The organism is Lysobacter antibioticus (assembly GCF_001442535.1).
GTDB lineage: Bacteria > Pseudomonadota > Gammaproteobacteria > Xanthomonadales > Xanthomonadaceae > Lysobacter > Lysobacter antibioticus.
Genome location: NZ_CP013141.1, coordinates 4,037,184 through 4,056,701, shown reverse-complemented (window position 1 = coordinate 4,056,701; position 19,518 = coordinate 4,037,184). Strand labels below are relative to the sequence as shown.

16 protein-coding genes are annotated in these 19,518 nt (G+C 59.7%); 3 read left to right on the top strand and 13 right to left on the bottom strand.

Annotation, left to right across the window (positions count from 1 at the left end):
• Nucleotide 1 precedes the first annotated feature (1 nt).
• The 3 genes from GLA29479_RS16395 to GLA29479_RS16385 are packed head-to-tail and all read left to right on the top strand — an operon-like array spanning nucleotide 2 to nucleotide 2,863.
• Nucleotides 2-217 (top strand): hypothetical protein, encoded by a 216-nt coding sequence (locus GLA29479_RS16395; RefSeq protein ID WP_343123767.1) that lies wholly within the window; start codon nucleotides 2-4, stop codon nucleotides 215-217.
• Nucleotides 204-2,417, top strand: coding sequence for a phage tail protein (locus GLA29479_RS16390; protein WP_082638753.1), 2,214 nt, complete (start codon nucleotides 204-206; stop codon nucleotides 2,415-2,417). Before GLA29479_RS16395 ends, GLA29479_RS16390 begins: the two co-directional genes overlap by 14 nt.
• A gap of 2 nt (nucleotides 2,418-2,419) precedes the next feature.
• Nucleotides 2,420-2,863 carry a hypothetical protein gene (locus GLA29479_RS16385; protein ID WP_057972217.1) on the top strand — a complete coding sequence of 148 codons (444 nt, stop codon included), beginning with the start codon at nucleotides 2,420-2,422 and terminating at the stop codon, nucleotides 2,861-2,863.
• Nucleotides 2,864-2,927: 64 nt separating this feature from the next.
• Here GLA29479_RS16385 and GLA29479_RS24700 read toward each other — a convergent pair whose 3' ends face one another.
• The 13 genes from GLA29479_RS24700 to GLA29479_RS25385 form a co-directional block, all read right to left on the bottom strand.
• Nucleotides 2,928-3,413, bottom strand: a complete 486-nt coding sequence (locus GLA29479_RS24700) for a hypothetical protein (RefSeq protein ID WP_144436563.1) — start codon at nucleotides 3,411-3,413, stop codon at nucleotides 2,928-2,930.
• A 215-nt stretch (nucleotides 3,414-3,628) separates the two neighbouring features.
• Nucleotides 3,629-4,117, bottom strand: coding sequence for a hypothetical protein (locus GLA29479_RS24695; protein ID WP_144436562.1), 489 nt, complete (start codon nucleotides 4,115-4,117; stop codon nucleotides 3,629-3,631).
• Between the two features lie 5 nt (nucleotides 4,118-4,122).
• Nucleotides 4,123-8,697: an RHS repeat-associated core domain-containing protein gene (locus GLA29479_RS16380; protein ID WP_082638752.1), complete on the bottom strand. Its 4,575-nt coding sequence runs from the start codon at nucleotides 8,695-8,697 to the stop codon at nucleotides 4,123-4,125.
• A 109-nt stretch (nucleotides 8,698-8,806) separates the two neighbouring features.
• A complete protein-coding gene (locus tag GLA29479_RS16375; protein WP_057972215.1) occupies nucleotides 8,807-10,921 on the bottom strand; it encodes a peptidase domain-containing ABC transporter in 2,115 nt (704 codons plus the stop codon).
• Nucleotides 10,918-12,219: a hypothetical protein gene (locus tag GLA29479_RS16370; RefSeq protein WP_144436561.1), complete on the bottom strand. Its 1,302-nt coding sequence runs from the start codon at nucleotides 12,217-12,219 to the stop codon at nucleotides 10,918-10,920. The genes GLA29479_RS16375 and GLA29479_RS16370 overlap by 4 nt, the downstream gene beginning before the upstream one ends.
• A 45-nt stretch (nucleotides 12,220-12,264) precedes the next feature.
• Complete coding sequence (locus GLA29479_RS16365) at nucleotides 12,265-13,266, bottom strand: MvdC/MvdD family ATP grasp protein (protein ID WP_144436560.1); 1,002 nt, start codon at nucleotides 13,264-13,266, stop codon at nucleotides 12,265-12,267.
• 70 nt (nucleotides 13,267-13,336) lie between these two features.
• Entirely contained in the window at nucleotides 13,337-13,507 is a 171-nt protein-coding gene (locus tag GLA29479_RS25390; protein ID WP_169795682.1) for a hypothetical protein, read from the bottom strand.
• A gap of 49 nt (nucleotides 13,508-13,556) precedes the next feature.
• The gene (locus tag GLA29479_RS16360; protein WP_248842746.1) at nucleotides 13,557-14,741 is read right to left on the bottom strand and encodes an HlyD family secretion protein; all 1,185 of its coding nucleotides are present in this window, start codon (nucleotides 14,739-14,741) and stop codon (nucleotides 13,557-13,559) included.
• A gap of 82 nt (nucleotides 14,742-14,823) precedes the next feature.
• Nucleotides 14,824-15,033, bottom strand: a complete 210-nt coding sequence (locus GLA29479_RS23825) for a carbon storage regulator (protein WP_144436559.1) — start codon at nucleotides 15,031-15,033, stop codon at nucleotides 14,824-14,826.
• A gap of 1,708 nt (nucleotides 15,034-16,741) precedes the next feature.
• Nucleotides 16,742-17,107 carry a DUF4189 domain-containing protein gene (locus GLA29479_RS26145; RefSeq protein WP_425599986.1) on the bottom strand — a complete coding sequence of 122 codons (366 nt, stop codon included), beginning with the start codon at nucleotides 17,105-17,107 and terminating at the stop codon, nucleotides 16,742-16,744.
• A gap of 134 nt (nucleotides 17,108-17,241) precedes the next feature.
• Nucleotides 17,242-18,339, bottom strand: a complete 1,098-nt coding sequence (locus GLA29479_RS16350; protein WP_057972210.1) for a TrbL/VirB6 family protein — start codon at nucleotides 18,337-18,339, stop codon at nucleotides 17,242-17,244.
• Nucleotides 18,340-18,358: 19 nt separating this feature from the next.
• Nucleotides 18,359-19,117 (bottom strand): hypothetical protein, encoded by a 759-nt coding sequence (locus GLA29479_RS16345; protein WP_248842745.1) that lies wholly within the window; start codon nucleotides 19,115-19,117, stop codon nucleotides 18,359-18,361.
• 79 nt (nucleotides 19,118-19,196) lie between these two features.
• Nucleotides 19,197-19,358 (bottom strand): hypothetical protein, encoded by a 162-nt coding sequence (locus tag GLA29479_RS25385; protein ID WP_169795680.1) that lies wholly within the window; start codon nucleotides 19,356-19,358, stop codon nucleotides 19,197-19,199.
• Between the last annotated feature and the right edge of the window lie 160 nt (nucleotides 19,359-19,518).

Genomic DNA, 19,518 nt, shown 5'->3' with positions numbered 1-19,518 from the left:
CGTGACCCTCGATCACCTACGCCGCGCGCCGGGCTTTGGGCCCCGCCCGGGCTTCTGTGCGCGGGGCGGACGCGAGTGGTTTGCCTACTACGGCCTGGACTGGAACGCATTCCTACGCAACGGCATCGACGCCGAGACCATCGAAGCGACCGGCGACGCATTGGGGTTGCACCTGGTCGCGTTCGCGCGCGCGGAGGCCGAGCGTGGGCAGCAGTAAGAAGCAGACGGTCGGGCATCGCTATCTGTTCGGACTGCATATGGGCCTGTCGCGTGGCCCGCTGGACGAGCTAGTCGAGATCCGGGTCGGCGACCGCGAAGCCTGGAAAGGCTCGGTCACGAAAACGAGTCGTTTCTTCATCAACAAGCCTGACCTGTTCGGCGGCGACAAGGGGGAAGGCGGAATCAAGGGGTGGTTGGACGTGCTAATGGGCGAAGCGGCCCAGGCGGTCTTGCCTGCGTTGGGCGCACTGCACGGCGTCCCGACGCCGGCCTTCCGCAACGTCACCACCCAATACTTCGACGGCCAGATCGCGGCCAACAATCCGTACCCGAAGCCCTGGAAGATGCGCGTGCGCCGCGCGCTGGCGGGATGGGACGGCGCACCCTGGTATCCCGAGAAGGCGGTGATCTGGCTCGCCAACGGCGCTATCCGGGCGATGAATCCTGCGCACATCCTGGTCGAGTGTTTGACCAACCGCGATTGGGGCCGAGGCCTGGACCGGGGCGTGCTGGATGAACCCAGCTATCGCGCCGCCGCCGACACGCTGCACGCCGAAGGGTTTGGGTTGTGCCTGCGCTGGAACCGACAATCGCCGATCGCCGACTTCATGCAGGTCGTGATCGACCATGTCGGTGCCGCTCAGTACACGGATCGCTCGACCGGTAGGCTGACGCTGAAGCTGCTGCGCGATGACTACCGGATCGAAGACCTACCAGTGTTCGACTATGAGTCGGGCCTGCTGGCTATCGAGGAGGACGAGGGCGCGGCGCAAGACGGTGCGATCAACCAACTGATCGTGACGTGGTACGACCCGATCAAGGACGAAGAGCGACAGATCCGGGTCGAGGACTTGGCCGGTATCCAAGCCGCCGGCGGCGTGGCTTCCAGCACGACGGACTATAAGGGCCTGCCGACCGCAGAGCTGGCAGGGCGGGTCGGCATGCGAGACCTGACCGTTGCCTGTTCCGGGCTCAAACGGTTGAAGCTGCGCTTCGACCGCCGCGGCGGCCTCCTGGCGCCCGGCGGCGTCTTCCGTGTTCGCGAGCCGTTTCGCGGCCTGGACAACCTGGTCTTGCGGGTCGGGACGTTTGACGACGGCAAGCTGGCCGAGGGGGCGATTACAGTCGCCGCAGTGCAAGACGTGTTCGGCTTGCCTACGACGGCCTATTTGGAGCCGCAACCTCCGGTCTGGATGCCGCCGGACCGCATCCCGCAGCCGTCGCCGAATCGGCGGTTGATCGAGGCCAGCTACCGCGACCTGGCCAGCATGCTCAATGCCACGGAGTTGGCGGCTGTCCCGGTTGATGCCGGTGCCGTTCTGGCGGTGGCCGAACAGGCGGGCGGCCTGGCGCTGAACTACGTGCTGACGACCCGTGTCGGCAGCGGCGAGTTCAGCGAGGCCGGCGTCGGCGATTGGTGTCCGACCGCTGTGCTGGCCGAGGCAATGACCGCCACCACGGTGGCGATGCAACTGGCCGCGGGTCGAGGGCTGGATCAGATCACGGCCGGCACGGCCGCGTTGGTCGAGGACGAGATCGTCCGCGTCGTCGCCATCGACCCGCAAGCGCAGTCCGCCACGTTGGCGCGGGGGTGCGCTGATACGGTGCCCGTGTCACACGCGGCCGGTGCGCGCATTTGGTTCTACGATGATTTCGCAGCCAATGATCCGACCGACTACAGCGTCGGCGAAACCGTGCAAGCGAAACTGCTGACGCGGACCTCCAGCGCGCAGCTCGATCCCGCGCTGGCGCCGGTGGACACGGGCAAGCTGGCCCAGCGGCAGGCGCGGCCATATCCACCCGGCGACCTGAAGCTCAACGGTCTGCGCTATCCGCCGTCGATCGACGGCGACCTGGTGGTGTCCTGGGTCCACCGCGACCGAAAGCTTCAAGCGGACCAATTGGTCGATCACGGGCAAGGATCGATTGGCCCGGAGGCGGGAGCCACCTACGTATTGCGGCTGCTTGACGACATCGCCGGGAGCGTACTGGACAGCCCGATGGCGATGGCCGGTACCAGCTATGCCGCGCCCCTCAAGGGCGCCTTCCGGCTGCGTGCCGAAGTCGGATCGATCCGCGACAGTCTGACGAGCTGGCAAAGGGCAACTCACACCTTCGATTTCAAGAATGGATTGCTGCGCACGGAGACCGGCGATGAACTGGTCTCGGAGGCGGGCGACTACCTGCTCATCGAGTAAATATGGCGAATCAGAAACTCTCCCAACTTCCTGCAGCCAGCGCGCTGACCGGCGCCGAGCTTGTACCCGTCGTGCAGGGCGGGCAAACGCGAAGTACGAGCGCGGCAGCGATTGCCGATCTCCGTAAGGGCGCATGGCAGGCGCCAACGCTCAATGCGCCGTGGACGAACTACGGCGACGTCTTCGCGTCAGCCGGCTACCGACGCGATGGAGGCCGGGTCCAGTTGCGAGGGCTCGTGAAGGCCGGTGCTGGCGGAACCGTCATCTTCGTGCTTCCGGCAGGTTTCCGCCCGCCCGCGCAGCAGATCTATACGGCCGTGAGCGATTCGAGCGCTCAGGCACGTGTCGACGTGAAAACAAATGGCGAGGTGCTGGTATCGCAACCGGGTGCCGGCGTACTCGGTTGGCTATCCCTAGATGGCATAGGCTTCTTTACCGATCCGTAGACAAGAACTAAGAGGGCGCTGAAGCGCCCTCTTAGCGTCAATCGGACAATTCCAGAGAGACCGCCTAGTGAGGCCCGCTAGATTCGGTGGCATTCGAAACCTGAAATGGTTCTGAAGGCAGCCAGCAGCCGCGCATCTGCCGAATCTTGGCGCGATAGGTATCCGGCCCGGCGGGTCTACTCTGACCTAGGAATGTCAGCCGATCACCCGGAGGAACTGTAACTGTTGCAGTTGCGGCCTCCGGGTGATCGATAACCGTCACGTCGTCGCTCCACCCGTCGACTGTCTGCTTTTCAATTGTGAAAACGAGTGGGTACAACTTAACCGGCTCTCGCTCACCCTTATACGTGGCGAATCGCAAGGTCTTCTTTGAACCGTTGATCAGCACGTACTTTCCATATACATAGCCCCAATCACGAGCCCGATCAGCATCCACCCCACTGTAGATGATCTGAACCCCATCAATTGGCTTATCGCAGTCACCGTTCGCATGCGATGTGGTGGGAATTACGAGAGCAACTGGCAGCAAAATCATGGCCAATAGATTCACAATTGGTCCTCAGATTAATATTCAATATGTCCACCAACATAGTCCTGACCGCATATCTTCTGCGTAAATTCGCGCCTCGTTCTGAGGCGCTGACCGTGTTCGCACCTGGACTTCTTTCTGAGCATTCGCTTACTAGTAAGAGCCTGTCGTGAGCAGCGAGGAGTCAACTGCAAGGAATTTCCGGAGAGAAATGGGTTGGTGCAGCAGCCTAGGCGTTAGCTTCCTGAAACCTTTCGCTTTGTATGTTCAAAGCGAAAAGGAGCCGAATAAAACCAGCACCCTTTTGGAGTTCTTATGCCTAGACGATAATCTTTGTCGGCACTATCGCGCGTGTCTGCGAAGAACTGAAATGAACCACCCGGCTTGATGCGTAGCACTTTGTCGGGAGCCTCGTAGTGACTCAACGAAAGCACGTTGTCTGACCAACCACCTTCGGTGTTTTGGATTTGAACGGTCGTGTCCATTGGATACAAGACTGGCAACGCGTACTTGGTGTACACCGCGAAGCTGAGGGAAATCCGCGACTGATTCCGCAGTTCGTACCTCCCCTCCTGGCTGAATATTTTTGCCTGAGCCTCGTCATTTCCAAGGTAGCGGATGGTTACCGTCTCCGCAGCCGCGTTCTCCTTGCTGCATCGGTGCGCGTAAGAGGTAGCCGGAATTGCAGAAAGGCACAGGCCAAGAGTGAGAAGAAGTCTCTTCATGAGCATCACTTTCCCTTATACGTATGGATTTTAGACTCGTCCCATCGCTGCCAGGACTTGAACGCCGCGAACTCAGCGCTCGCCGAAAGATAGAACTTCAATTCTAGATGGTTCTTTGCCTTGCACTCAAGGTCGCTAGAGTAGAGATCGCTTCTCAAGCGTCCCTCTAGAAACTCCGTGCCCTTGCGAGCATCAGCCATCCAGGCATTCAAATCCTTCACATGCTGCTTTTCTGCTTTGATCGTGTCCCACTTCTTTATGCTGTCGGCATAGCTTGGGCGTAGATACATTAGAACACCCACATCGACCTTAAACTCATCAAGCCGGTACTGGCCATTCTCGCATAGGCAATTCGTATCGGCGGACCAGTCCATAGTTGTGCGCCCCAGGCCATTTTCCTTGAATAGAGTCACCGGGGCGGTTGGATACGTTCTGACAGGGTTGCCTGCAATCAATGTATTCAATGTTTGTAATGGACGTTCCGACCATTGCAATAGTCCCAATGGATCTGTCCATAGCATCGGCGAGTTACTAACGTAGTTGTAAGTGTTCAGGCCACCTTGTAATCCGATGGGATCGCTTTGAAGGTAACGGCCTGCCAGAGGATCATAGTCGCGGTGAATGTTGTAATGGGTCCCGCTGACCGCGTCGTATTGTTGTCCGGGGAATCGCAGGTCGAAAACGAAAGCCTTGCCATCCTGATCTGGGTCTTGGCTTGGGGCAGACGCGCCGAAAGCATCACCTGTCATGTCCCACTTCCAGACTCCTCGCTGCCGGACTGGATCGATAATGACTCGTGGCGTGCCCAGATGATCAGCTTCGATATAGTGCAGCTTTCCAGCCGCTACGATACCGACCGGCAGATCCCCCAGCCAAATTACCTCCTGCGTCGAAACACCGGTAGCGTCGTAACGGCCCAGGAAGCGACCGACCGTGTCGTAGTTTGTATAGTCCACGACAGAGCCGAGCTGTCGCTGGACCCGCTCTCCAACACCGCTATAGCGATAGGAGGCCTTAGTCAGGCCGTTCACCTTCACGGTGCTCATGCGGCCAGCTGCGTTATAGGCAAACTCCTTGGCTGCGCCTCCGATGCTGATCGTGTTTCCAGAGGAATCATAGGCACGTGCTACGCCGTTCCATTCCGTCAGGCGGTCCACCGTGTAGACCGAGCTAATGCTCGTCGCACCATTGGTGATCTCTGTCGTTCGGTTCTGAGTAAAGTCATGGTAAAGGTAAGTCTTGAGCGGAGCGTCTGCTCCCGTTTTGACGTCGGTGAGCTGATTGAGCGCGTCATACCCGTACTTTCGCAAGGCCGGTGTGGACTGGTCGCCCTTCCGTAGTTCGACCAGATTCCCCACCTCATTGAAAACGAAGCCCGCTGAAAGACCATCCACTCCGGTGTCTTGAATGCTGGTCGGCTGATAGTTCAGGTTGAACTGTCGGCGCAATCGGCGGCCATTACCAAAGACGAACTCACCGGCTGGGCCGAACGGGTAGTAGGTGATGCTAGTCAGGAGTGCCTGGCTGGCTTGGCCTGGTCGGGTCACAGTGATGTTTGCGACATTGCCCTCGCTGTTAGCCCCGTACGCGACCAGCGTACCGCTTGGGTACGTGATTGACTTAAGCCGACCGCCCTTGGTGTATTCGTATCGCGAAGTGAACGTCTTTCCGTTGACCGCCTGGATCTTCCTGACAATGTTTCCGTAACGGCCATAGCAATAGTCGGTGTAGCCGGTCGAGTCGGTGACGCGGGCCAGGCGGCCCTTGCCGAACTTCTCATCAGCCGCACACGCCACGGACGGGACGTCGTAAGAGCGAGTTACGTTCAGGGTGGGGTCGGCCGGGTAGAGTGTTGCCAACGATCGGTCGAGTGCGTCATAGGTGTGCTGAGTGACCCGTCCGTCCGCGTCGGTCCCGGACGTACGGTTTCCACCACTGTCGTAGGCGTAGCTACTCGATCCGGTTGCCGGGCTTCTCAGCGTCAATATTTCGCCAAAGCGATTGCGATCGTAGCCGGTCTCGCGACCTACACCGTCATAGGTCGACGCTAGCTCGCCTGCGGCATCATAGAAATGATTGGAACCTGTCGTGCGACCGGCCAAATTGGCGCGAGTTTGGTCCGTCTGGCGAAACCAATTGGCTGTTTCCGTGCTTTGTCGCCCTAAAGCATCGGTCGTATAGCTCGGCGTTCCGGCGGCCCAGTACGTGAAGTTGGTCGCCCGTCCGTAGGCGTCCTTTACGGACTTGATTTGCCCCATTTGATTGCGCAAGGTCGACAGGGTGCGCTGAATGACACCGCCCGGGTCTTTGATGTCCGTCTTCTCGGGGCGACCTTCGTTGTCCAGGGTGTAGTGGATTCGCGAGCCGGTCGAGCTGATCACATCCGTCAGGCGACCGGCCGGATCATATTCGAAGCGAGCAATGACGCCATCGGGGTCTGTAGTCTTCTTCAAGAGTCCGACAGTGTCGTACTCCATGACCGTAATTGCATCATCCGTTTCCGCCGCGTTGTCGCTTCCGCGAACGATCTGCCGGAGCAGCCAGCCTCGGGGGTGATACTCGAGATCCGTCACGACGCCATTGGCGTCGCGACTGGAGACGGCTCGGCCGCTGGGGTCATACTTCAGAATCTCTTCGACCTGACCCATGGCATTGGTCACCTTCCACACGTCGCCCTTCCGATGGCCGCAGCTGCCGGTAGGCGTGGCACATCCAGCCTCATCCTGAAGGTAGTAGGCAAAGTACGTGCTGTCGTTGACGTCCGTGCGCGGCCCGTCCACCTGCGTAACCAGCCCAATGATCGGGCAGTGGCCCGCCTGCACATCGGTTGTCTCGCAATAAGTCGTTACGCTAGTGCGAGCGGCTCCCGTCAGTGGGTCGATCTTTGTTGCAGTGAGTTCCTGCCCACGCCCGTTATATGTCCAATGGCGCTTCGTCCAAAGCTCGCCGTCACGATTGTAGACGCGCTCCTCTGTCGGAACATCAAACGTCGGATGCCAATCAATCTGCGTCAGTCGCTCCTCTCGATTCCCGATAGCTTCGCGCTTCTGAGCCACCAATCCGCGAGCGTTGTAATCGTAATCCGCAGACGTGCGCCCGAAGTCACCAACCCGATCGGGAAAGCCGTTGGCATCGTAGGTGTAGACGGCCGTCGCACTGGCGCAGCCGTCCGTACAGACCCGCTCCGCATCGGTCGTAAGCTTTCGCCCATTGATCGTCGTGAACTTGTACTTGTATCGAAGGCCGTTCGAATATACGACGTCTGTGGTGCCGTACTGCCCTCCTTCGACGACGTAGCGCTCCGCTCCCTGGGTGTGCTCAGTCGAGATGGGATTGCCCGTGTTGTCGTAACCAAACTTTGCTTTAACCGAACCGGTCTCGTCCAGGACACTGGTCAGCAAGCCGCGCATCATGGATTCAGTGCCTGCGTAGTACTGGTACTCCCGCTTATACCCTGAAGTTGCCACGACCTTTTCCAGACGCCGCTCTGTATCGTCCGGGAAGGTCGGATAATTCGGACTCAGATAGGTGTAGTCATACCTGACGCCGGTCGGATCGGTCACTGACGAGATGAGGCCGTTGCTGTCATGATCGATCTGCAAGACCCGACCTTGCGCGTCGGTCACCTTGCTGAGCAGGCCGGCAACGTAATTCAGGGTGAGGTGATAGCCGTCGAGGTAGTCGATGGCCAACAAGCGGCCTTCTGCGTCGTAGGTTTCGACGGAGCCGTCGGCGGCGTTGGCCAGCTCCCAGCTAATGGGAAGGCCGGCTTCCAACACCGGGGTCAAAACCATCCTAACCTCGGCACTGGGCAACCAGGCGCCATCCACCCTTCGGAACAGAATCTGCATCCCATCGTCTCGGTGGATGGTGATGGCTTTACTTTCGGTCGAGAACGAATTGAACTCGAGGCTTCGGCTGTAGGTATGCCGCCAGCTCTCGCCGAGATCGGCCAAGCCGACTTCGGGCGCGCTGTTGTAGTAGCGATGGAACTTCAAGCCCCGACCGCCATTGCCTGCGTAATCGGTCTCGTCCTGGAATTTATTTGCGGCGTTAACGACGATTGGATTTCCGATGCAATTGTTGCTGCAGTCGCTTCGGCCCAGGTTCTTGCCGGTGTCTTCCTCGCGCTCTTTCAATGGCCAGAACGCATTAGTGGTCCCGTAATAGTAGGCATAGTGGTCCACTGGCGGATCTATAGAAGGCGGTAGATCGTATCGATTGGCCATCTCCAGATGGATGGTGAGCAAACCACCTGTCGCCTCGGGCGCGATGACCGCCTTCTTGCAGTCGGTGATGGTCCATGTCCTTTGGTTGAATCCGTCCTGCAGCGGCGGGTACTCAATCAAGTCCTCGGCACGGTCGATCTTGTGTCGCTCGCAAGCTGCCATCGCCTCACGAAGTGTGTAGGTGCTCGGCCATGCGCCGATCCAAACTGGGCCAGGCGCATGCCCCCCCGGAAGTGCCTGGCCGGTCTCAACCGGGAACGCGGCCATGGCCGAGAAGGGGGCCAGGGCAGTCAGCGCGACAGCCAAGCTTGCTGCTAGCGGATTTGGTCTTTTCCCAACGAGCATCTTCATTCCTTAGAAGTGTGGTTTTTGTCTTTGGCCATGCTCGCCGTGACGCCGCAGCGAATCATATTCTTGGCCAGTCTTGAGCAAAGGCGTCTCTCGATCTGAGATGTCGCGGCTAGAATCGATGGCTGGCTCTGTGGGCCGACGAGCCCTCAGTTCCGTGTCCAGATACAACGGAGCCGCGTTGCAGGATCAGCGTCCGGTCTGCACTAGCGACCGTCTCCGGCCGGTGAGCAACAATCACCTTGGTGATCGCGAGTGACCGCACTGCCTCGTTGACAAGACGCTCCCGGTCGACATCCAGGTGGCTGGTCGCCTCGTCCAAGAACAAGATGCGGGGGCGCCGAAACAGAGCGCGTGCCAGAATGATGCGCTGCTTCTGGCCTCCGGAGAGGGTGTTCCCCATGTCGCCGATGACCGTCTGGTAGCGCATCGGCATCGCGTCAATTTCGTCGTGAATGCCGGCCAGGATCGCCGCGCCTACTACTTGTGTCGGATCATTGCTCTCGTCGAAGAAGCTGATGTTCTCGGCGATCGTTCCGGCAAACAGTTGATCATCCTGCAGTACCGCGCCAAAGTGCGCACGCGCCTGCGGCGGAGCTATCTTCGACATATCTTGGCCGCCGATAGAGATCGAACCGCTGGTGGGAGTTAGGAGTCCTAAAAGCAACTTCATTAGGGTCGTCTTGCCACAACCAGAAGGGCCGGTGATGGCGACAGATTCACCGGCTTCGATCCGAAAACTGCAATCGTGTATGACCCAGGGCTCGTCATCGGCGTACCGGAAGGACAGATGCTCGACCACAATGTGGGCGTCTCTTAGGTCGATGTCGCCCTGTGGGCCGACCGACGCTCGCTCGGGTGGGGTTAGCGCGATGTCGGCCAGTCGCTCGCCAAACAGTCGCAGCATCCGGAACTCGACACCCTTATCGATCAAAGCCGCGACGCGCTGTGCGAATAGCTCTCGATAGGCGAGATAGGCGACGAGCATGCCCACCGAGAATGTACTATCCAGCGCCATGGACGCTGCGATCAACACGACGACGATACGTTCGATCCCGAACACCAACTGGTTGACGCTGGCAAAAGCGATGCCGGCGCGAGCCAGCCAGATGTCGTGGTTGGCCGTAACCACCATGAGGTTCTCGTATACCGCGCCGCGCATCGTCTCCCGATTAGCCACCTTGAGACTCTGGATGCCGCGCAGAGATTCGAGTAGGTGGCTTTGTTGCTTCGCGGCAACGATTAGCTGATGCTCGGTCCGCTCCCTGGTGTAGCTGTAGGCGACTATCCGAGCTCCAAGGTACAGGCCGACCGCGGCGAGGCTGACCACCATTAGCTTGACGCTGTATACCGCCATCATCGCGAGGGTGACCGCAGCCATGAGGCCATCGACCAGCGCCTCGACGGTGCTGACGGTTAGCGTCTTCTGGATCGATTGTGCCGCCCCCATGCGCGAAGTCACATCGCCCACGTGGCGCTTCTCGAAGAACTCCAACGGAAGTTTCAGCAGATGGGCATGAAGATTTCCGACCCACTGGAGGCCTAAGCGAGTAGACAGCAGCACGACCGTGGTACCGCGAAGCCAGACAACGGCACTTTGGACGACTAGCGCTAACGTGAAGCCAATCGCTAGAACGAAGAGTAGGTTCCGGTCTGCCGAAACGAGGACTTGATCGACGACCCATTGAATATAGAACGGTGCGATCGCCACAAACAGCTGGAGCACCAGAGAGAGCAGGAGCACTAGTCCGAGCGAGCGCTTTAGGCCGGTAATCGGGCCCGTTAGCTGCCTAAATGTCACCGTAGGTTTCGGCGGGGCGCGGGTGAAGTCACTTGCCGGTGCCAACTCCAGGGCTACACCCGTGAAGTGCTGCGATAGGGCGGACAGTGGCAACCGTCGCCTTCCCACTGCGGGATCAAGTACGACCGCATGACGCGACGAGAGATCCGTTAACACGACGAAGTGGTTCAAATCCCAATGCAGTACACAGGGCAGCGCGAGGCGCGGGAGTTGGGACAGATCCAGCCTCAGCGCCCTGCCTCGGAGTTTTAGTTCTCCGGCTATTTCAATCAATCGCTGGAGGGTTGTGCCTTTCGCGGACACGGGGAATCGCTGGCGTAGCTCGCGCAGGCCGAGACCGGCCCCATGAGCATCGGCAACTATGGCGAGGCAGGCCAGGCCGCATTCGGTAGCCTGCGACTGCAGGATGATTCGTGGCTGCCTCATGGTTTGGAGGCGAATTGCAGGCAGCGACCGCCCTTTTCGTCACTTGCGCCCTTGGACGGTTGTATGGCGGCATCCCCTAACGCCCGATTGCCTTCTAGGGTTTCGCGTACCAGCCGATACCGACCCACGGGGAGCATGAGAGTTACCTCTTTCGCCCCTGACGAAATGAGGACCTGATCCATGGGTATAGCCCGCGGCTCCTCCGAAGCGACGAAGGCCCTGATTAGAGACGGCTGCTGGTTGGGCTTGAACTGGACCCGGCACGGGGATCGGTACCCGTTCATGCCGAGCCAGGTCGGCCGACCGTCCGACAAGAGCTGTCTCGGGTGGAACACCACGATGTCGAAGCCCGGAACCGTCAGCATCCCGGTCGTCGACTGAAGTACGGAGGGGGAGGACAGGGCTGAACCGACTGAGCGATAGAGTGCACTGTCGAGTTCGGAGCGACTACGCGGGGTGCCCAGAACCTGATTCACCGTGAGCGGGTCGATCCCATGCTCCTTCTTGAGCATCAGGGCCATCCACTCACGGCCATCCGGCTCAGTCGACTCAGCGATATGGCCCGAGCCCGCATAAATGAAGATGCGAGCGGTCGGATCTCCGTTGAGAATGGCGGCAATGTTCTTGGCTTGGGCCCGCTCACGGGCCAAGCGTTGGTCTTCGGGCGAGCCGTCGTTGGACTCCTGATCCGGGCGTTGCTCGTAATCGAATAGCGAGTAGCCCAGGGCTGCGGCCTGGCGGGTCATGTCGGCATAGAGTGGATCGGTCGTGTAGACACCCGTGCGCAGGTCGGGCGCCCCGTCCGCCATGCTTTCCTGAAGCGTGCTGCCAAAGGTCTCAGCGCCGAAATGGGTGAAGCCAGCCTTGCGCAGTTCCTTGAGCAGAAGCAAGCCGAAGGCGCGGTGAAGTTGGTGATAGTGGTCTTCGTTGAGCATCACCACCTGCTTGCCCGTTGACGCTCGAACGATCTCGGCCACAGCCGGGCGGGCATCCCACGAGGCCGGGAGGGGCGGCAGCGACTCTTCTTGGCTGGACTTGCCCCCCCGATCGTTCATTTGCGCGGTCCCGATCGCATCGCCCGAAATCGCGTAGAACTGCGCCGAGGTGGCTGCGGGGAACCTCCCGGACTCAACGCCCGTGCGCAGCATTTCCAGGGCCGGCAGTGGCCTGCCTTCCTTAAGAATCAGGTTAAGCGCTGTGGACAACGATGGCGCTTCGGCTTCCGCTGCTTTTGCAGTGCAAGTCACCATCAAAGCCATGCCGATACCGGCGGCGGTGCTGAGTCGTGCGAACTTCATGTGCGCTCCCTGGACCATCCGTTACGTCCGTGGTCAATATAGCCGCTAGGCGGCAATTTGCTGAGCAGGCGATGTCTGTAGCTTCTGAAGCAGGACATCTGCAAAGGCGTCGGTGATTTCCCCGTCGACGAGATCATCGAGCCAGGCCCAGACACCGTCCTGATTGCACTCCAGGAACCAGTTCTCGCCGGCCCTGTCGACGATGAAGTCCAGGCTTCCTGTCGTGAGGCCCATCGTCTCCATGAAAGCCGAGATTTGAGCTTCCAGCTTCGGATCAAGTTGGCAGCGGGAAAAGGTGTTCAGACCAGTAGCCTTGCGCCAATCGACCTGTGTGGACTGGAACTTCTGAGAGTCAATACGAAACGGAATGATGCGAGACCCGGCCACAACGACACGCAACTCATGAGACTTTGCAATCTCCTCTTGGGCGAAGTGAGGGCAGATCTCAAAGTCGCCTGCATCTGCTGCGGCGATATCCTTTTCGGGAACGCGCATCGTCATCACGACATAGGGGACTTCCTCGCCCTCACCCTTCGTCGAAACCTTGGCGCCCGACAGGGATTTCATGATCATGCTCTCGGATGCACTGGCAAAAGCAAGGAAATCATTCTTATCGTTCGAGACCAATGTCCTCGGCGCCCTCATTCCGACCGAGGCCGCCACCGTTTGCTGGTAAGGTTTGATCATGCATTGGCGAGAGCGGAGCGTATTTACGGCGCCTTCGCCGCAGAAGGCGGTTAGCAATGCGTAATACGATCTCCACTCCTGCGCGGCGTAGCCTACCTCGGGCTCGGCGCCGCGAATGTAGTACTCCGTCCCCGGCAGAATTTTGGTCTTGTCCCAGACCGTCGAATCGTTAGCCAGACGCCTGCCGTCTACCTTGATGATTCGGTTTGCTTGCTCATCGAGCTCCAAAGAAAACGTTGTGCCTGCGTGATAGTCGATAATGACGACATCTTTGCAGCCGCGCTCTTCGAGTCGACGAGCGACACGATCAACGTGCGGATCGGTTCTGGTGCCAAGCACCAGGATTACCTTGTCATTCAACGTTTGATTCCTCCTGCTGTATGAGTGAAGCGGGAGAAGGTACGCGTCCCTTCTCCCACCCGATGCTCACTTAGGCCGAATCGCAGCCATCGTCCTTCGAGCCGGACTGGGTGACGGTGGTGGTGGTCTCCTTCCCGCCCGGACAGGCGTAGGCGCCGCCGACCGAGGCGATCTCGTCGTCCCGCAGGTCGCGGAACTGGTTGAAGTCCTGCTCGTACTGCTTCAGTGCAAACGGAGTCATAGCTACCTCTACTTCGTGATACGCAGAACCCCTGCGCAGGGACTGGCGACTACCGCCGGTATGAATGCGTGGTGCTTTGGCTGGCGAGCGAGTAGAGCGGCTCGAACAGCCACTGGAAGAGGGGGCGCGTGTCGCCGAGTAAATCGGCGTCAACGACCATGCCGGGTCGCAGCGGTTCCAAGCGGCCATACGCCGCGACCGCCTGCTGGTCGAGCTCGACGATGACGCGATAGAGCGGCTCTCGATCGGGATCGGGCAAGTCAAGGGCCTTGGTCTCGGCTGGGCCGAGAGCATTGCGGCCGATATGGGTGACATGGCCGGTGTGATGGCCGAACTTTTGGTAGGGGAACGCCTCGTACCTGAGGAGAACGACTCCGCCCGGCCGCAGAGTCGGGATTGCTCGACTAGGAACCAGAAGTTCTGCCCGCAAATCGCTCCCCTTGGGCAGCAAGGTGAACAAGGGCTGCCCGGCCTGGACTGATTGGCCTGGAGTAATGACCTGCGTGGACACAACGCCGGCAGTAGAGGCGGCGATACTCAGCGCGCCATTGCCGTCTATGTCGATCTCCTCTTGGCTCAGCTTGGCCAGGTCGCCGCGATAGGCGGCTGTAGTGCTCGCGCGTTGTACCGGGACTTGGGCCAGTGCCTGCTCGATCTGAGCGGCAGAGCGCTGTAGAGTTGAGACCTGCCGCTCAACCTCCTGGGAAGCAGACACCCGGTCCAGGGCTGCTGCTTCTTGCTGTTTGATCTGGATGTCGCTGACGTACTTTTCCGACTGCAGCCGGCGCAAGCGTTCCAGCACCTCATTGGCTAACCGGGCCTGCGACTGGCGGGTCTGCCGTTCCTTTTGAAGCTGGGCCAGTTCGTGATGCATGGAACGCAATTGAGCCCGTAGGCTTACCTCGTCGACTTCCAGTCGATCTTGCTGCGCCACCTGATTGCCTTCGATACTGGCTCGGCGTTGCTCGACTACTTTTCGCAAAGCAGCGGAGGTGTCCCCATGTCCTACGGTCAAGCGCGGCACTCGAATGAGGCCGAGGACTTGCTCCTCCCGCACAGTATCTCCTTCGATGACGGCTACTCTCTCCATCACCCCAGACGCCGGGGCGACGACGCTGACGAGCCCCTGAGCAGGGACCAAGCGGCCCTGAACCCGCGAACGCTGGGTGTAGGTCCCAAAGATCAGAAATAGAATGAGAGCGCAGCCGAGGCCACTGGCGAGAATGGTCAACATCCAAGTTCGCCGGGGCTGCGTGAGGCTAACGCTTCCAAGCCAACCGTTGCTCTGGGCCTCGATGACCTGCCGACGAAAGAGATCAGACATCGCCCTTCCCTTCGCGGAAGGCCCGGTCGCGGGCGCCTTTGCGCGGAGGGCGAGAAAGAAGTTCCTCGCGGACTACGTGGACCGTGCTCGGCGCAGTAATGCCGACCCGTACTTCACCCGCGAAACGAGGTGGTAACAGGCGCAACTCAATCTTGTCGCCGATCATTAGCGCCTGACCGGGGCAACGAGTCAGTACGAGCATCGAAGTTCGCCCTTTGACGTTCATGGGCGTGCGTGGACCAGGCCGTAGACATCGCATGCTTCGCGCAACAGGCGGCTACTCCCACTTTCGGTCTCGACGCAGAACTCAAGCAGCTCATGAGGCTGCATGTAGACGACGACGGACTCCAGCCTTCCGTCTATGTCGGGCGCTCGAACCTCTGTTGGAACTCCTTGGTCGACGTGGCGCTGGCGGGCTCGAGCCTTGGCAGCGGCGACGCATGTCTGTTTGGACGCGAAGGGCACATGCTCGTCCTCACCGTTTACCGAAACACGCCAGTTCAGCGATCCACGACAGACCGCGTCAAAATGCACAACTCTGGTGCTTACCATCCCTCGTACTCCTTGAGGATGCCGATTCGACGTGCGAATCCTTCGCCAACCCATTGTGGGTGATAGGTGCGCTCTAGCAACTGGTCCGGATGCAAGAACAGGCCGCGCGCCTCATGCTCGGCTGCGCCGCATAGCGCAGGGAAAACCGCCCAGAAGGTGGGGTCCACGATTTCGTGACTGGGCAAGGTCAACCAGGCGTGCAAGCTGACGCGAGCCCCCGGGGCGATTCCGGTACGCAGCATTTGCTCCAAGCCTTCAATGGGCGTGTGGCAAAGCTGTTGGCCGTCCTGGTAAACATAGCCGAGGGTATAGGCGGCCGAACCCGGAGCTGGGCCTCCAGCATTCCACGCACCATGGCCACGACGCCAAACCGCTGAGCAGCGATGACATCTTCGCGCAGTCGTCCTAAGCCGTAATCCCGGAGTCGCCGAGTCGATTCGATCGCTTCGGCCGAAGCGAACCGCACCGGGAGTGGCTCAAAGCGAGGTGGATTCAGTCCCCAGAGGACGGCGCGCGCACGCGCGGCATCGAACTTGGCTTCATAGACGCCAATAGCAGTCTCCGGCGAATGCTTCGCCTTCTTGAACAGCCAACCTAGCCAGTTCGGCAGATGGAGGGGCATATACGTTGGTGACTGGAATTGAGACACAAAGCCCTCCTGACCACCCCTTTCGGGACGGTATGGCTGAGGTCGGGTTGGAAGGGACGGGCTTACGCTGCCGGCGGATAGGAGTCCGCGTCTGCATTCGACCGTGCTAGGGATTCTTCAGTTGCATCTGTAGCCTTCGACCGCTGGATGCGAGATAAGCTCGCTTAGACCGAGATCCTGCAGGCAGGGTGTACGTGGCGAACATTCTCGATTTCGCGACGGATGGTCCTTCGCGACGCGATTTGGCTAGCAGATTGAGCTGCAGATACGAGCATGTGGATACTGAAGATGGCGATCAGTTCGGGAAGCTCGTAGGCAGACCGTATGGCGAAGAGCACTGACGAAATTGCCGCTGCGACTACCCACGCCCAGATCGTTCCCCTGGCCAAGTGATCAACACGACTCCTGAGCCACCGGAGTTCAACGACTTCGGCGTCCCCCAGCGATCATGGAGAAACTGCCTAAGCTCCAACACGTAACTTCGTTGCGCTATGGCAAGCCAGACGTGGAGGACAATCACCGCTAGCCAAAGAATCGCACCGAGCGTAGCCAGAGACGGCAGAGATAGCTTCACGGCGAGATAGAGCAGGGCAAGCGATAGCGCGACGCTGAGAGTGGAGGCCCAGGCAAGACGTTCGTGCGTCCTATCGTCACTGGACCAAGCCACAACTTCGTTATGAAAGGGAATCGTGTTCATTCGGTACGCCAATCACCTGTTGCGGGCCGGCAAGCTGCAGCCGCTGTAATGGACGCGGCACTCGGCGCCATTGCTACCTCTCTTGCAGCCCGCCAGGCTGTCTTGCTGCGCTGACGTCTCGTCGGGAGCTCTCGCCGTAGTAGATGTGACGTCGCTACTTGCTAGAGCGATGCATTGATCCCGGTAAGTCATGTACACGGTGCACTTCGTTCCGCCGCGCGATTTACAGTCCGCCACAGCCGACTTCTCGGCCCTTCTCTGACTCGATTCGTTTGCACTTGATCCGAAGCTGCCGGCGCCATCATCTGCGAGGGCGCCCCAACGACTGCTCCACTGCCTTGCGGGCGTGTTCGACGGAATCGGGCCGCAACTGGCCATGGATTGGGCCGACCCCATCGGCGCCGTAGCGTTGTAGGGCATCTCACCCGGCGGGCACCCGCCCTCCGCGCGGACAGTGCTGGCGAGGATGAGAATCAAGCACGCTGGGACCAATTGGACTGCTCGCATGGCTATTAACCCCTGTCCTTCTTCTTAATCTCGTTGGAATGTTGCGGCGTCGAGTCGCTCATGGCTACCCGGACGGGCGGGCGCTGAACTTCGTCTCGGGTCTGCTGCGGAGCCGGCGGAAGCGGGTTACTCGCTGTGTTGGCGGTCGCCCCGGATGCCCCGTACTTCCCGAATGCTGAATTGGACATGACACTACCGATCTGGCCTTGGAAAAAGACGGCAGCCATCGGTGGGACGGCGATGATGACCACGGTCAAGATCATTCCCACGCTTCCTTGCTGCATCGCCTGATTGCTGATGCCCTCGGTGCTGAGTCCGGGGATATTCACGAGCTTACTGAGCCACATGAAGGTGGCGATGCGAACGGTAAGATCGAGAAGCAGATTCGCTACGAAACTGAGCATGCCGAGGGAAAAGAGGGTGCCTAGACCGTACTTCAGCCATGTGGTGAACATTCCCTTTGTTGCAGGAAACGCCAAGGCAAAGATGAAGAGGGGCCCGAGCCCAATCCACAGATTAATTGCGAACGTCCACAGCAGGAGCATACAGCCGGCCGCGATGGCCGGGCCGGCGGAGCCGATCGTAGCCCACATCTTCGCGGACCGCTTCTCCTCTATGAGCTCCGGGTCGGGCTCAAGGAGCTGAACCCCATCAATAGCCGTCATGGCGATCTGGACGACGGCCAGGGACCTGTCGATACTGCTCGCAGTGGATTCGTTTTCCTTACCGGTCACCAGATAGTGGACGGCCTTGTCCATATCCTTCGTGAGGAAGGAGTTGAGCGGGATGCTGTTGACCGCCATCGTGGTAGCGATGCCGAAGATCAAGGCGATCCTCGTTCCCTGTAGGACCAGGCCCATCATCGACTCTCGGGCTCCGCTGAGGATGCGGTAGCCTTGGAAAAGTAGCCAGAGCGTCACTAGGCTGAGCCCGACTCCTCCGACGAACGCCATCGATCTCCCCATCAGGGCGAGGCCGAAGTCTTCGACGCGAGACGTAATCCAGCCACTGACGAGCCGGAACAAGGCGTAGTCAGCCAGGCCGCTTTGCGAGGATGGCGAGAGCCAAGTGAGTACGTCGGTGAGCAGTTGCAGGAAGTCCATTTCGATTTACCCGTAGATTTCAGTTGCCGAGTGCCGACTTCACAACATCGGTGGGAACAATGCCGTCCAGGGCGCCCTTCTTGCCGCGCATGGCGCGCTTCGCCAGGCGGGTGTGATCCCACTTGAGGGCAGCGATGTAGTCGTCATACGCCTTCATGCGCGCCTGCCAGTAGTCGAGCTCGAGCTGGTTCCTCGCGACAAAGCGGCTGGCTTCGTTCTCGTTTGCAGCCAAGGCTCCCTGGCTGCTGCTGACACTGTCGCGCTGTTTCTCAATCTGCCCGAACTCGCGGCTACGTTGCATCAGCGTTCGTAGCATGGTTACCGAGTCGTTGTATTTGGCGTTTTCGGCGTAGACCATGCGCTGGCAGATCGCCTGTTGCTCGCCAACGACGTTTCCATCCATCTGCGGCATCGCCTGCCGGAATACCTTCGTCAGCTGATCCTTGACGCCCCGGCCGGGGCCAGGACACATGTCTTCCATGCCGTAATCGGCAGCCCGCGGCGGGAAGTTGTCCTCCATCTGCGTCTGTCCAAAGTTCAAACGCTGCAGCTTGATCACCTGCTGCTGATAGTGGCTGGCCGTTTCCTGCCATCGCTTGGCGTTCTTGCCGAACTCGACCGCGTCCTTGCTGATCTGCTCCATCTTGGCCATGAGGCCGAACGGGTCCTTTACGACCATCTGCGCACCCACTTGACCAAACCCGAGCCCACTGGCGGCGATTAGCAGTGCAGCGACCTTCTTGACGGAGCGACGATGCGCCGTGCTTCGAGATTTCATAGCGACTCCATGTCGTTTCTGTGGGATACAGCTCAGCCGATGGGTGGGTATTGTCCAGAGGCCCAACTGGCTCGGTGAGCTATGGGCCCTGCAACTGCGCAATGCTCGTGAATTCTGTTCGGTAGTGGAGGAAGCGATGCTTGCCCTGGTCAATCACGATCAGCACCAGGCGCTTGCCTTTCCGCTGCTTGAACTTCCACTGGGCAACGCGAAAGCGAAATGCTTGACTGTCCAGCTGCATGACAGCTCCATCCAGACGAAGGCGTCGGACCATGTCTGCCAACGACTCCGTAGTGACCTCTAGACGGGACAGCGGCACATCTTCGCCGTTGCAATAGAAGTGAATGATCGCCTCGATAACATCCGCGTCCTCACTTGAGACGTTAGCGACGGGAAACGGA

Excerpts from the sequence above, each read along its gene's own strand:
- GLA29479_RS16385 (WP_057972217.1), top strand. The coding sequence starts at position 2,420 with ATGGCGAATCAGAAACTCTCCCAACTTCCTGCAGCCAGCGCGCTGACC.
- GLA29479_RS24695 (WP_144436562.1), bottom strand. The coding sequence starts at position 4,117 with ATGAAGAGACTTCTTCTCACTCTTGGCCTGTGCCTTTCTGCAATTCCG.
- GLA29479_RS16380 (WP_082638752.1), bottom strand. The coding sequence starts at position 8,697 with ATGAAGATGCTCGTTGGGAAAAGACCAAATCCGCTAGCAGCAAGCTTG.
- GLA29479_RS16375 (WP_057972215.1), bottom strand. The coding sequence starts at position 10,921 with ATGAGGCAGCCACGAATCATCCTGCAGTCGCAGGCTACCGAATGCGGC.
- GLA29479_RS16370 (WP_144436561.1), bottom strand. The coding sequence starts at position 12,219 with ATGAAGTTCGCACGACTCAGCACCGCCGCCGGTATCGGCATGGCTTTG.
- GLA29479_RS25390 (WP_169795682.1), bottom strand. The coding sequence starts at position 13,507 with ATGACTCCGTTTGCACTGAAGCAGTACGAGCAGGACTTCAACCAGTTC.
- GLA29479_RS16360 (WP_248842746.1), bottom strand. The coding sequence starts at position 14,741 with ATGTTGACCATTCTCGCCAGTGGCCTCGGCTGCGCTCTCATTCTATTT.
- GLA29479_RS23825 (WP_144436559.1), bottom strand. The coding sequence starts at position 15,033 with ATGCTCGTACTGACTCGTTGCCCCGGTCAGGCGCTAATGATCGGCGAC.
- GLA29479_RS26145 (WP_425599986.1), bottom strand. The coding sequence starts at position 17,107 with ATGGCCAGTTGCGGCCCGATTCCGTCGAACACGCCCGCAAGGCAGTGG.
- GLA29479_RS16350 (WP_057972210.1), bottom strand. The coding sequence starts at position 18,339 with ATGGACTTCCTGCAACTGCTCACCGACGTACTCACTTGGCTCTCGCCA.
- GLA29479_RS16345 (WP_248842745.1), bottom strand. The coding sequence starts at position 19,117 with ATGAAATCTCGAAGCACGGCGCATCGTCGCTCCGTCAAGAAGGTCGCT.
- GLA29479_RS25385 (WP_169795680.1), bottom strand. The coding sequence starts at position 19,358 with ATGCAGCTGGACAGTCAAGCATTTCGCTTTCGCGTTGCCCAGTGGAAG.